General features: G+C 72.2%; 13 protein-coding genes and 1 rRNA gene. 6 read left to right on the top strand and 8 right to left on the bottom strand.

Annotated elements, in window-relative coordinates; translation table 11 throughout:
* Positions 1 to 7 precede the first annotated feature (7 nt).
* The 3 genes from rrf to AC1DIW_RS15240 all read left to right on the top strand — a co-directional run bounded on the left by rrf (position 8) and on the right by AC1DIW_RS15240 (position 1,756).
* A 5S ribosomal RNA gene (rrf, locus tag AC1DIW_RS15250) occupies positions 8 to 124 on the top strand.
* 97 nt (positions 125 to 221) lie between these two features.
* Positions 222 to 608: a cupin domain-containing protein gene (locus AC1DIW_RS15245; protein ID WP_478109191.1), complete on the top strand. Its 387-nt coding sequence runs from the start codon at positions 222 to 224 to the stop codon at positions 606 to 608.
* A gap of 8 nt (positions 609 to 616) precedes the next feature.
* Positions 617 to 1,756, top strand: a complete 1,140-nt coding sequence (locus AC1DIW_RS15240; RefSeq protein ID WP_478109189.1) for an adenosine deaminase — start codon at positions 617 to 619, stop codon at positions 1,754 to 1,756.
* 50 nt (positions 1,757 to 1,806) lie between these two features.
* Here AC1DIW_RS15240 and AC1DIW_RS15235 read toward each other — a convergent pair whose 3' ends face one another.
* Genes AC1DIW_RS15235 through deoC form a run of 5 tightly spaced genes read right to left on the bottom strand, consistent with a single transcriptional unit; the run spans position 1,807 to position 6,579 of the window.
* On the bottom strand, positions 1,807 to 2,502 hold the full coding sequence (locus AC1DIW_RS15235) for an aspartate/glutamate racemase family protein (RefSeq protein WP_478109187.1): 696 nt from the start codon (positions 2,500 to 2,502) through the stop codon (positions 1,807 to 1,809).
* On the bottom strand, positions 2,499 to 3,179 hold the full coding sequence (locus AC1DIW_RS15230) for a uridine kinase family protein (RefSeq protein ID WP_442280562.1): 681 nt from the start codon (positions 3,177 to 3,179) through the stop codon (positions 2,499 to 2,501). The genes AC1DIW_RS15235 and AC1DIW_RS15230 overlap by 4 nt, the downstream gene beginning before the upstream one ends.
* Before the next feature lie 4 nt (positions 3,180 to 3,183).
* A complete protein-coding gene (locus AC1DIW_RS15225) occupies positions 3,184 to 4,071 on the bottom strand; it encodes an aldehyde dehydrogenase family protein (protein WP_478109185.1) in 888 nt (295 codons plus the stop codon).
* Positions 4,068 to 5,540: an aldehyde dehydrogenase family protein gene (locus AC1DIW_RS15220; protein WP_478109183.1), complete on the bottom strand. Its 1,473-nt coding sequence runs from the start codon at positions 5,538 to 5,540 to the stop codon at positions 4,068 to 4,070. Before AC1DIW_RS15220 ends, AC1DIW_RS15225 begins: the two co-directional genes overlap by 4 nt.
* A 52-nt stretch (positions 5,541 to 5,592) precedes the next feature.
* Positions 5,593 to 6,579 carry a deoxyribose-phosphate aldolase gene (deoC, locus tag AC1DIW_RS15215; RefSeq protein ID WP_442280565.1) on the bottom strand — a complete coding sequence of 329 codons (987 nt, stop codon included), beginning with the start codon at positions 6,577 to 6,579 and terminating at the stop codon, positions 5,593 to 5,595.
* A gap of 55 nt (positions 6,580 to 6,634) precedes the next feature.
* On the opposite strand from deoC, the gene AC1DIW_RS15210 reads away from it, so the two are divergent.
* The gene (locus AC1DIW_RS15210) at positions 6,635 to 7,309 is read left to right on the top strand and encodes a PH domain-containing protein (RefSeq protein WP_478109182.1); all 675 of its coding nucleotides are present in this window, start codon (positions 6,635 to 6,637) and stop codon (positions 7,307 to 7,309) included.
* 50 nt (positions 7,310 to 7,359) lie between these two features.
* Here AC1DIW_RS15210 and AC1DIW_RS15205 read toward each other — a convergent pair whose 3' ends face one another.
* Both AC1DIW_RS15205 and AC1DIW_RS15200 read right to left on the bottom strand, forming a co-directional pair.
* Positions 7,360 to 9,045 (bottom strand): phospho-sugar mutase, encoded by a 1,686-nt coding sequence (locus AC1DIW_RS15205; RefSeq protein WP_478109180.1) that lies wholly within the window; start codon positions 9,043 to 9,045, stop codon positions 7,360 to 7,362.
* Positions 9,045 to 9,878, bottom strand: coding sequence for a purine-nucleoside phosphorylase (locus AC1DIW_RS15200; protein ID WP_478109178.1), 834 nt, complete (start codon positions 9,876 to 9,878; stop codon positions 9,045 to 9,047). Before AC1DIW_RS15200 ends, AC1DIW_RS15205 begins: the two co-directional genes overlap by 1 nt.
* 90 nt (positions 9,879 to 9,968) lie before the next feature.
* Here AC1DIW_RS15200 and AC1DIW_RS15195 point away from each other — a divergent pair, with 90 nt between their 5' ends.
* Positions 9,969 to 11,381, top strand: a complete 1,413-nt coding sequence (locus tag AC1DIW_RS15195; RefSeq protein ID WP_478109176.1) for an NAD(P)H-quinone dehydrogenase — start codon at positions 9,969 to 9,971, stop codon at positions 11,379 to 11,381.
* On the opposite strand, the gene AC1DIW_RS15190 is transcribed toward AC1DIW_RS15195, so the two are convergent.
* Entirely contained in the window at positions 11,382 to 11,603 is a 222-nt protein-coding gene (locus tag AC1DIW_RS15190; RefSeq protein ID WP_442280570.1) for a hypothetical protein, read from the bottom strand.
* A 116-nt stretch (positions 11,604 to 11,719) separates the two neighbouring features.
* On the opposite strand from AC1DIW_RS15190, the gene AC1DIW_RS15185 reads away from it, so the two are divergent.
* A complete protein-coding gene (locus tag AC1DIW_RS15185; protein WP_478109174.1) occupies positions 11,720 to 12,142 on the top strand; it encodes an antitoxin in 423 nt (140 codons plus the stop codon).
* The last annotated feature ends 88 nt before the right edge of the window (positions 12,143 to 12,230 follow it).

Genomic DNA, 12,230 nt, shown 5'->3' with positions numbered 1-12,230 from the left:
ATAGAGTTTCGGCTGTCATAGCGAAGGGGAAACGCCCGGCTCCATTCCGAACCCGGAAGCTAAGCCCTTCAGCGCCGATGGTACTGCACTGGTGACGGTGTGGGAGAGTAGGACGCAGCCGGACAACCATTAAGACGACAACCCCGCCAGGACTCCTGGCGGGGTTGTCGCATTTCCCGACCCTTTTCCCCGGGCCCCCGCCTAGGTCTAGGGTTGGGATCGTGCCTGAACTCATCCCCTCTCCGACCCGTATCCCCGTTCCCGGTGGCAAGGTCATCGACGAGCACGTCGGCGCCGTCAACACCCCCGCCGCCGGCCTGCAGTCGTCGGTCTCGGTGGCCCGCATGGTCGCACCTGCCGGCTGGTCCGAGCCCTTCCAGACCCCCGATTTCGACGAGATCACCCTCGTTCTCGCGGGGACGGTGATCGTCGACCATGACGGTGGCGCCCTCGAGGTGACCGCCGGACAGTCCGTCGTCACGCGTGGGGGAGAGCGCATCCGCTACTCGTGTGGCCCCGACGGGGCGGAGTACGTCGCGGTCTGCCTCCCGGCCTTCAGCCCCGAGACGGTGCACCGGGACGAGGACTCCGCCGGAACGCAGGCGTGAACCAGCGGATGAGCGTCCACGACCTGCAACAGGCACCGAAGGTGCTGCTGCACGACCACCTCGATGGCGGCCTCCGTCCGCAGAGCATCATCGAGCTGGCCGCGGACGTCGGCTACGACGCCCTTCCGGCCTCCGAGGCCGGGGCGCTGGGCACCTGGTTCCGGGAGAGCGCCGACTCCGGCTCCCTGCCGCGCTACCTCGAGACGTTCGACCACACCCTCGCCGTCATGCAGACCCGGGAGGGCCTCTTCCGCGTCGCCAGCGAGTGCGCGCAGGACCTCGCCGGCGACGGCGTCGTCTACGCCGAGAGCCGCTACGCCCCCGAGCAGCACCTGACGCGTGGCCTGACGCTCGAGGGCGTCGTCGAGGCGGTCAACGCCGGCCTGCGCGACGGCGAGGCCAAGGCTGCAGCTGCGGGCCACCCCATCCGGGTGACGTCGCTGCTGACGGCCATGCGGCACGCCGCCAAGTCCACCGAGATCGCCGAGCTCGCGATCCGCTACCGCGACCAGGGCGTCTCGGGCTTCGACATCGCCGGAGCCGAGGCGGGCTACCCACCCACCCGTCACCTCGACGCGTTCGAGTACCTCCGTCGCGAGAACTTCCACTTCACCATCCACGCGGGGGAGGCCTTCGGCCTGCCGTCGATCTGGGAAGCCATCCAGTGGTGCGGCGCGGATCGGCTCGGCCACGGGGTGCGCATCGTCGACGACATCACCATCGACGGCTCGCCCTTTGCCGAGTGGGTCGAGGGCAACCAGGACGACCCGGCGGCGCTGACGTCGCTGGAGCTCGATCGGGTGCGCCTGGGTCGGCTCGCGGCCTACGTGCGGGACAAGCGCATCCCTCTGGAGATGTGCCCCAGCAGCAACCTGCAGACCTCGGCGGCCCTGTCCATTGCGTTGCACCCGGTCACGCTCCTGCGCCGCCTGCGCTTCCGCGTCACCCTCAACACCGACAACCGCCTCATGAGCGACACATCGATGACCAGGGAGGCCACGCTGCTCTGCGACGAGGCCGGCTGGACGCTCGAGGACCTGCGCTGGGTGACCATCAACGCGATGAAGTCGGCCTTCATCCCCTTCGACGAGCGTCTCGAGCTCATCGACGGCGTCATCAAGCCGGGGTATGCCGCCCTCGGCTACTGACGCACCCGCCGTCACCTCGGCCCGGCGGCCTCGGCACACGACAGGCGCCGTCAGGCGGGATCGAGCGCCGCTGTCATCGCGGCCTCGACGTGCAGGCGGGTGGTCGGGAAGACGGGCACGGCCGAGTCGGACTCGTCCACAAGGAGCTCGATCTCCGTGCAGCCGAGGATGATCCCCTCCGCGCCGGCGGCGACCAGCCGTCCGATCACCTGGCGGTAGGCCTGTCGGGACTCCTCGGTGACGATGCCGAGGCACAGCTCGTCGTAGATGACGCGGTGGACCAGACCGCGGTCCTCGGCGTCGGGGACGATGACCGTGAGCCCGTGGCTGGCGAGACGGTCACGTAGGAACGTCTGCTCCATCGTGTATGCCGTCGCGAGCAGGCCCACCCGGCCGATGGCCGCCGCGCGCACCGCGGCAGCCGTCACGTCACCGATGTGCAGCAGCGGGATCGAGACCGCAGCCTCGATGGCGGGAGCCACCCGGTGCATCGTGTTGGTGCACAGGACGAGCAGCTCGGCCCCGCCGGCCTCGAGCCCGGCCGCGGCAGTCGCGAGCAGCGCGCCGGCCTCGTCCCACCGGTCCTCGGCCTGGAGACGCTCGATCTCGGCGAAGTCGACGGAGTGGAGCAGCAGCCGGGCGGAGGCGAGCCCGCCGACCCGCTCCCGCACGAGCTCGTTGGCCAGGCGGTAGTACTCCGCGCTCGACTCCCAGCTCATCCCGCCGAGCAGGCCGACGAGTCTCACGGCGTGGTGCCCGCCCGCAGCAGGGTCCCGAGCTCGGCCTCGGCCTGGCGCGGGTGGATGCACCGCGCCCCGTCGGCCTGGGCCTCGGCGACGACGTGGGGCTCGTCGCGCCACAGGGCAAGTCCACGGCGCAGCAGGATGTGCGGCGGTTTGCGTCGCTCGGACAGGTCGCGCACGAAGCGGCGCAGGGCCGTCAGGGTGCGGTTCTGCCGCACGCACAGGGCGTCGGCGAGCAACCCCTCACGACGGAGCCGCTCCACCAGCCGGCCGGCGAAGAGCCCCTCGGCGAGGACGTAGTCGGTGGGGCGCGCCTCGAGCACGTGCCGGCCCGTCACCGCGGACGCGCCGATGTCGTAGACGGGCACCTCGACCCGGCCCTCGTCGACGAGCTGACGGAGGGCGTCGACCGCGGACTCCGTGTCCCAGGAGTCGGGGTGGTCCCAGTCCGGGATCCCCAGGGGCGAGCGGGGCAGCCTCGGGTCGTGGTCCTCGCGGTAGAAGTCGTCCAGGCGCACGACGGGCCACCCGTGCGCGGCGCTGAGCCGAGCGGACAGGCGGCTCTTGCCGGCCCCGCTGGGACCGGTCAGGAGGATGACGCGGCGCCGCCCGGGGCGCCCGGGTGGGTCACCCTCGGGACCACCGCTGCGGTGGTCGACCGACGCCTCGCCTCCACCCACCGGTTCAGAGACCCTTGGGGTGCCAGACGGTCTTCGTCTCGACGAAGGCGCGGATGCGGGACAGGCCCGGATCGGCGGTCCAGTCGGGCTCGACGGCGTCGCCGTCCTGCACGGTGGGCCGCAGGACGCGCTTGAGGTTGCCGGCCGCGTCCGCCTCGAGGGCGGCCCAGTTGACGCCCTCGGCGCCGGCGACACCGGTCAGGTCGATGGCGTTGACGTCGCGGTGGGAGGCGAGCCACGAGGCGACCTCGGCGGTGCGCGCGGTGATGAGGTTGACGACGCCGCCCGGGACGTCGGAGGTCGCGAGCACCTCGCCGAAGGTGATGGCCGGCAGCGGCCGGTCGGCCGACGTGACGACGACCGCGGTGTTGCCCGTGGCAATGACCGGGGCGACGACCGAGACGAGCCCGAGCAGCGAGGAGGCCTGCGGCGCAAGCACGCCCACGACTCCGGTCGGCTCGGGCGCCGAGACGTTGAAGTAGGGCCCCGCGACCGGGTTGAGGTTGCCGAGCACCTGGGCGATCTTGTCGGTCCACCCGGCATACCAGACGACGCGGTCGACCGCGGCGTCGATGACGGCGGAGGCCGCGCGGGACGTGAGGCCCTCGCCGGCGCTGATCTCGTCGACGAACTGGGCCCGGCGCCCCTCGAGCACCTCGGCGACGCGGTAGAGCACCTGCCCGCGGTTGAACGCGGTGGCTCCCGCCCAGCCCGGGAACGCGCCACGGGCGGCGACGACCGCGTCGCGCACGTCCTTGCGCGAGCCCATCGAGGCGTTGGCGAGGAACTGTCCGGAGGCCGAGACGACCTCGTACGAGCGGCCGGACTCGCTGCGGGGGAACTTCCCGCCGATGTAGAGCTTGTAGGTCTTGCGCACGTCGAGGCGGCTCATCGGGTGGCTCCCGTCAGGGTCGCAGGGGCAGTGGTCACGTAGGCCTCCAGCCCGTGCCGACCGCCCTCGCGGCCGTACCCGGACTCCTTGTAGCCGCCGAAGGGCGAGCTGGGGTCGAAGCGGTTGAAGGTGTTGGCCCAGACGACGCCGGCCTTGAGCTGGTCGGCCATCCAGAGGATGCGCGAGCCCTTCTCGGTCCAGACGCCCGCGGAGAGGCCGTATGCCGTGTTGTTCGCCTTTGCGACCGCCTCCTGGGGCGTGCGGAAGGTGAGCACGGTCAGCACCGGCCCGAAGATCTCCTCCGTCGCGACCCGGTGGGTCTGCGAGACGCCGGTGAGCAGCGTCGGGGGGTACCAGAAGCCCTTGGTCGGCAGCGTGCAGGCCGGGCTCCACCGCTCGGCGCCCTCGGCGACACCCGCGTCGACAAGGGCCGTGATGCGGTCGAGCTGCTCGCGCGAGTTGATCGCGCCGAGGTCGCTGTTCTTGTCGAGCGGGTCGCCGACGCGCAGCGTCTGGAGCCGCCGCTTGAGCTTGGCGATGACCTGGTCGTGGATGTTCTCCTGCACGAGCAGGCGCGACCCGGCGCAGCAGACCTGGCCCTGGTTGAAGAAGATGCCGCCGACGATGCCCTCGACGGCCTGATCGATCGGGGCGTCGTCGAAGATGATGTTCGCGGCCTTGCCGCCGAGCTCGAGGGTCGCCTTCTTGGCCGTGCCGGCGATGGACCGGGCGATGGTCTTGCCGACCTCGGTCGAGCCGGTGAATGCGATCTTGTCGACGTCCGGGTGCTCGACGAGCGCTTGGCCCGTGCGTCCGTCGCCGGTGACGATGTTGACGACACCGGCGGGCAGCTCGGCCTGCTGGCAGACCTCGGCGAAGAGCAGGGCGCTGAGCGGCGTCGTCTCGGCGGGCTTGAGCACGACGGTGTTGCCGGTGGCCAGGGCCGGCGCGACCTTCCACGCGAGCATGAGCAGCGGGAAGTTCCAGGGGATGATCTGCCCGACGACGCCGTGCGCGCGAGCGGGGGCGCTCCCGGGAGTGGAGAGGCCGGCATACTCCAGCTTGTCGGCCCAGCCCGCGTGGTAGAAGAAGTGCGCGGCGGCCGTCGGGACGTCGAAGTCGCGCGTCTCCTTGATCGGCTTGCCGTTGTCGAGCGACTCGAGCACGGCGAACTCGCGGGCGCGCTCCTGCAGGATGCGGGCGATGCGGAAGAGGTACTTGCTCCGCTCGGCGCCGCTCATCCGGCCCCAGACGCCGTCATAGGCGCGCCGGGCGGCCGCGACGGCCTTGTCGACGTCCTTGGGGCCGGCCTGGCTCACCTCGGCGAGGACCGTCTCGTCCGCGGGGTTGATCGTCGGGAAGGTCGCCTTGGGGCGCGTGAAGCCGCCGTCGATGAAGAGGCCGTAGGACTTCTCGATCGTGACGATGGCGCGCGACTCCGGCGCGGGGGCGTACTCGAACTTCGGCATCAGGATGTCTTTCGTGGGCGCGGTCGTGTGAGGCGCTGTCGTGGGGAGCGGGTCAGTCGATCGTCACGTAGTCGGCGCCGGAGTAGGCACCCGTGGTGAGCTTCTGGCGCTGCAGGAGGAGGTCGTTGAGCAGGCTCGAGGCCCCGAAGCGGAACCACTCGGGCGAGAGCCAGTCGTCGCCGGCGATCTCGTTGACCATGACGAGGTACTTGATGGCGTCCTTGGTGGTCTTGATGCCGCCCGCCGGCTTGACGCCGACCTGGCTGCCCGTGAGGTCGCGCCAGTCGCGCACGGCCTCGAGCATGATCAGGGTGACGGGCAGCGTGGCCGCGGGCTGGATCTTGCCGGTGGACGTCTTGATGAAGTCGGCGCCCGCGAGCATCGAGAGGTAGGACGCGCGGCGGACGTTGTCGTAGGTGACGAGCTCGCCGGTCTCCATGATCACCTTGAGGTGGGCGGTGCCGCAGGCGGCCTTCACCTCGGCGATCTGGTTGAAGACCGTGAGGTGGTCGCCCGAGAGGAACGCGCCCCGGTCGATGACCATGTCGATCTCGTCGGCGCCGGCCTCGACGGCGTCGCGGGTGTCGGCGAGCTTGACGGCCATGCTCGCGCGGCCCGAGGGGAAGGCCGTCGCGACGGCCGCCACGTGGATGCCGCTGTCGCCGAGGGCCGCCTTCGCGGTGGCGACCATGTCGCCGTAGACGCAGACGGCCGCGGGCCGGGGCGTCGTCGGGTCGAGCGGGTCGGGCACGAGGGCCTTGGCGCACAGCGATCGCACCTTGCCGACGGTGTCGGAGCCCTCAAGCGTCGTCAGGTCGATCATCCCGATGGCGGTATCGATGGCCCAGGCCTTGCTCGTCGTCTTGACCGAGCGGGTGCCGAGCGCGGCGGCACGCGCCTCGCAGCCGACCTGGTCGACACCGGGCAGGCCGTGCAGCCACGAGGTCAGGGCATGGTTGGTCAGGCGTGACACCCCGAGGACGTCCCGCGCCTGGGCGGTGAGGTCCTGCGCGGTGCGCGTCGTGGTGCTAACTGTCACCACCGGAGTCTATCCGCCTGATGAGACGGGCCGTGACGCGTGAGAGAGTCTGACCGTGAGTCCCGAAGTGCCCCAGCCGCCCGCCGAGCCGCCGGCCGAGCCGCCCGTCACGGAGCCCGAGCGTGCCGACCGTGAGCCTGAGCTGCGCGACGCGCGGACCCTGCGTCCCCAGTCCGCGGTCGTCGTCGGCGTCCTCGGCGGCCTCGCCGGGCTCGCCCTGCTCATCCCGGCCCTGCTCACCGCGCCACGCAGCTGGACCCTCATCTCGACCGTCGTGCTCGCCCTCGTGCTGATCTGGCTCTTCGTCGTCCGGCCCTGCGCCGTCATCCACGCCGAGGGGATCCGTCTCGTCAACCCGCTGCGCGTGGTCGACGTCACGTGGCCGGCCATCACCGAGGTCCGCTCGCGCTGGGCGCTCGAGCTCGTCGTCGAGGGCCGGCGCTACACCGCGTGGGGGGTTCCGGCCGATCCCGGTCGGCCGAGGCACGGGCGCGGCCTGCTGACCCTCGGGGCCAACAAGGTCCGCGGCAAGGGGACCACCGAGACGCCGTCGACCTCGAAGGTCGAGGCGCAGGCGGTCGCCGCCGAGGTCGAGGAGCGCATCGGCGCCGATCGCAGGCGCAAGGACGGCCGCACCCCGCGCATCGCCCACCAGACGTGGGACCCGGTGGCCGTCGGCCTGCTGCTGGCCGCCACCGCCTTCTTCGTCCTCGGGACCTTCGTCGTCTGACCTCGCCGCCCGCGCACGCCCACATCAGGGGCGTACGCAGGTGGCACCCCTCAGAGGGACGTCAGGGCCTCGAAGTCGGCGCGGACACGGGCGAGACGGGTCTCGGCCACCGCGCGTGACTCCGCCAGCGTGGCCGCCGTCGCGACGGGTTCGATGACCTCGAGGTAGACCTTGACCTTGGGCTCGGTGCCGCTCGGACGGACGATGACCCGGGAGCGGTCGGCGAGGTGGTAGCGCAGCCCCTCGGTCGGCGGCAGCCCGCCGTCCCCGCGGCTCAGGTCGTCGGTGCGGGTGACCTCGACGCCGGCCACGGTCGTCGGCGGCTCGGCCCGGAGGCGGGCCATGAGCGTCTCCGTCTGGGCGAGGTCCGACACCCGCACGGAGAAGGAGTCGGTGGCGTGCACCCCGTGCTCGACGTAGAGCTCGTCGAGCAGGTCGGTGAGGGTGCGGCCCCCGGCCTTCTGCGTGGCCGCGAGCTCGGCGAGCAGCAGGGCGGCGCTGACGCCGTCCTTGTCGCGCACGATCTGCGGCGCGACGCAGTAGCCGAGGGCCTCCTCGTAGCCGTAGCGCAGGCGGTCGACCCGCGAGATCCACTTGAAGCCGGTCAGGGTCTCCTCGTGGCGCAGCCCGGCCGCCTTGGAGATCGACGCGAGCAGGCGCGAGGACACGATCGAGTTGGCGAAGACGTCGCGCCGCGAGACGCCCCGTCGCACGATGTGCGCCCCGAGCAGCGCGCCGACCTCGTCGCCGCGCAGCATCCGCCAGTCCCCGAGCGCCGGGTCCAGGACCGCCGCCGCGCACCGGTCGGCGTCGGGGTCGTTGGCGATGACGAGGTCGCACCCGACCGCACGGGCGCGGGCGAGCGCTAGGTCGATCGCGCCCTTCTCCTCGGGGTTGGGGAAGGCGACGGTCGGGAAGTCCGGGTCGGGCACCGCCTGCTCGTCGACGACGACCGGAGCCGGGAAGCCGGCCTGGACGAAGGCGGTGTGCACCGTCGTGTGGCCGACGCCGTGCAGGCTCGTGTGGACCGTGCGCAGGTCTCGGGGTGAGGCGGGGTCGATGACGCTCACGACGGCGTCGACGTAGTGCTCGACGAGGTCGTCGCCCAGCGTCTTCCACCCGTCTGCGGCGCGCGGCACGTCGGCCACCCGCTCCACCCGCGCGATGTGGGCGGCGATCTGGCTGTCTGCCGGCGGCACGATCTGGCTGCCGTCCCCGAGGTAGACCTTGTAGCCGTTGTCCTGCGGCGGGTTGTGGCTCGCGGTGACCATGACGCCGGCGTCGGCGCCGAGGTGGCGGATGGCGAAGGCGAGGACGGGGGTCGGCAGCGGCTGGGGGAGCAGCAGCGCGCGGCCCCCGGCGGCGACGACGACGGCTGCGGTGTCGCGGGCGAAGACGTCGGAGTTGTAACGCGCGTCGAAGCCGATGACGACCGTCGGCGACTCGCCGGCCCGGCCCTCGTCCTTGAGGTATGCCGTGAGGCCGGCTGCCGCTCGGATGACGACGCTGCGGTTCATCCGGTTGGGGCCGGCGCCGAGGGCGCCACGCAGCCCGGCCGTGCCGAACTCGAGCAGGCCCGACATGCGGTCGGCGAGGTCGGCAGCCGCCACCTCGTCGCCCTCCGACGCGCGGGCGAGGACGGCGTCGAGCTCGGCTTGCGTCGTCGGGTCGGGGTCGTCGTCGCGCCAGGCCCGCGCGGCGGCATACAACGTCTCGGCGGTGTCGGGAGTGGTCATCAGAGGCGACCCACGACGTCGGCGAGCAGGCGCCCGCAACGTTCGGCGGCCGCCTGGCCCGCCTCGAGCACCTCGGCGTGGCTGAGCGGCTGGTCGGAGATCCCGGCGGCGAGGTTGGTCACGAGCGAGATGCCGAGCACGTCGAGGCCGCTCTGGCGGGCCGCGATGGCCTCGAGCGTCGTGGACATGCCGACGAGGTCGCCGCCGATCACCTTGGCCATCTGCACCTCGGCCGGCGTCTCGTAGTGCGGCCCGCGGAACTGGACGTAGACGCCCTCGTCGAGGTCGCCGTCCACCTCGCGGGCGATGTCGCGCAGGCGCGGCGTGTAGAGGTCGGTGAGGTCGACGAAGTTGGCGCCCTCGATCGGGGAGTGGGCCGTGAGGTTGATGTGGTCGCGGATGAGGACCGGGGTGCCGGGACGCCACGCCGGGTTGAGGCCGCCGCAGCCGTTGGTGAGCACGACGGTCCGGCACCCCGCGGCCTTGGCCGTGCGCACCCCGTGGACGACGGCGCGCACGCCGCGGCCCTCGTAGAAGTGGGTGCGCGTGCCGAAGACGAGGGCGCGCCGCCCGGTGTCACCGATGGCGACCGAGCGCATGCTGCCCGAGTGGCCCGCGACGGCGGCCGCGTGGAAGCCCGGCACGTCGGCGTTGTCGACCGTCGCGAGCGTCTCGCCGATGAGGTCGGCCGTCTGGCCCCACCCCGAGCCGAGCACGAGCGCGACGTCGTGGTGGTCGACGCCGGTGCGCTCCGCGATGACGGCGGCCGCGTCGGCGGCGACGTCGAAGGGGTCGGTGGCGGGGTCACTGAGATCACGGTGGGAACGGGTCACGCTGAGGACTCTAGCGAGGTCGTCCGCGCGCCGGCACGAATCCTCGGCAGCCTCCGGGGCCCGGTCGGCGCCGCTCCCCGGGATGGTTGGATGGACCCCGTGATCACGCGCGAGACGTCGGTTGTCATCATCGGCGGCGGCCCCGGAGGCTACGAGGCGGCCCTCGTCGCCGCCCAGCTCGGCGCCCAGGTCACCGTCGTCGAGAAGGACGGCCTCGGCGGGGCCGCCGTGCTCACCGACTGCGTGCCGAGCAAGGCCCTCATCGCCACCGCCGACTACATGTCCGACTTCCGGACGGCGTCACACCTCGGTGTGCGGCTGCAGGACGACGACGGCGACGAGGTCTCCGATGCCGTTGCCCAGCCGCACACCGTCAACGGCCGGATCCTCGAGCTCGCCGCCGCGCAGAGCGCCGACATCCAGGGCAGCCTCGAGCAGGTCGGCGTCACCGTGCTGCGCGGCACGGCCCGGATCGTGGGCCGCGAGCGCGTCGTCGCCGAGCTCGCGGATGGCACGACGAGCGAGCTGCCCGCCCACGTCGTCCTCCTCGCCACCGGCGCCGCACCCCGGGTCATGGACACGATGCGTCCCGACGGCGAGCGGATCCTGACCTGGCAGCAGATCTACTCCCTCGACGAGCTGCCCGAGCGCGTCGTCGTCATCGGGTCCGGCGTCACCGGCGCCGAGCTCGCTCAGGCCTACCTCGGCCTCGGCTCGCAGGTCGTCCTCGTGTCGTCCCGCGACCGGGTGCTGCCGGGCGAGGACGCCGACGCCGCCACCGTCATCGAGGACGTCTTCCGCAAGCGCGGCATGGAGGTGCTCAACAAGTCGCGGGCCGCCTCGGTCGAGCGCACTGCCGACGGCGTCGTCGTCACTCTCGTCGACGGGCGCACCGTCGAGGGCTCGCACGCCCTGCTCGCCGTCGGGTCCGTGCCCAACACGGCGGGACTGGGTCTCGAGGAGGCCGGTGTCGAGCTCAGCCCCTCCGGGCACATCCAGGTCGACCGGGTCTCGCGCACCAGCGCCCCGGGGGTGTATGCCGCCGGCGACTGCACGGGGGTGCTGCCCCTGGCGTCCGTGGCGGCCATGCAGGGTCGCATCGCCATGTGGCACGCGCTCGGCGACGCCGTGTCGCCCCTCAACGTGCGCGGGGTCGCCGCCAACGTCTTCACCGAGCCCGAGATCGCGACCGTCGGCATCAGCCAGAACGCCGCCGACGAGTCCCCCGACGTGGAGTCCGTGACGCTGCCGCTCGGCCGCAACCCGCGCGCCAAGATGCAGGGCATCTCCGACGGCTTCGTCAAGCTCTTCTGCCGCAAGGGCTACGGCACGGTGCTCGGCGGCGTCGTCGTGGCCCCCAAGGCGTCCGAGCTGATCTACCCCGTGGCGCTCGCCGTGCAGAACCGGCTCAGCGTCGACCAGGTGTCGAGCACCATCACGGTCTACCCGTCGCTGTCCGGCTCGATCGCCGAGGCCGCGCGCCAGCTGCACCAGTCCGACTGATCAGCCGGGCTCATCCGTCGACGGCGGCCGGTCACGCTCCTCGCGCTCGAGCTCGGCGAGGCGATCCTCCTCGGCCCAACGTTCGCGCCGGCGACGGGACGCCGACTCGCGAAGCTTCTTCTGGAGCGGGTAGAAGATCGCGCCGAGGATGACGAGGATGACGAGGTTCGTCACCGAGAAGACGGGCTGGGCGGTCGTCGCGGTCGGGAGGGTCGCAAGCACATGAGAAGTGTGCCAGAGGCGTAGCGTCGAGCCGTGACGGCGTCGTCGTCACGTCAGGGTCGCCTCCGGCCGTCGGACGGCGGTCCTGAGCAGGTCGGACCGTGGAGGCACACGCAGTGAGCGACTGGATCCAGAAGGCCAAGGACTTCGTCAAAGGCCATCCCGAGCAGGCCCAGCAGGGACTCGACAAGGCCGAGGAGCTCATCAACGAGCGCACGGCCGGCAAGTACGCCGACCAGGTCGACCAGGGCAGCGACAAGCTGAAGGAGACGCTCGGCCTGCCGCCCGACGCCGAGGGCACGATCCCGCCGGCTGCTCCGGAGCCGCCCGTCCCGCCCGCACCGCCGGGCACCCCGCAGCCACCGGCCACACCGCAGCCGGTCCCGGAGCCCGGGCCGGTCCCGACGCCGGAGCCCGGCCCCGGGCCCGGGCCCGTCGAGCCGATGCCCCCGGTCGACCCGAACGATCCCGCCCCCGTCGACCCGCACGTGCCCGGGAGCCCCGGCCCGTCGGAGATCCCGCCCGCGGACCGGGGCTGAGCAGGGTCCGCTCTCACCGACGGCGGACCACGTGACGAGGGCCGACCCGCTACACGGCGGGTCGGCCCTTCGTCGTCGTCCAGGTGTA

The sequence above is a fragment of the Terrabacter sp. 01T434 genome, from assembly GCF_056398545.1.
Note: the sequence above shows the minus strand (reverse complement) of the source record. Positions and strands in the feature narration are given on the sequence as shown.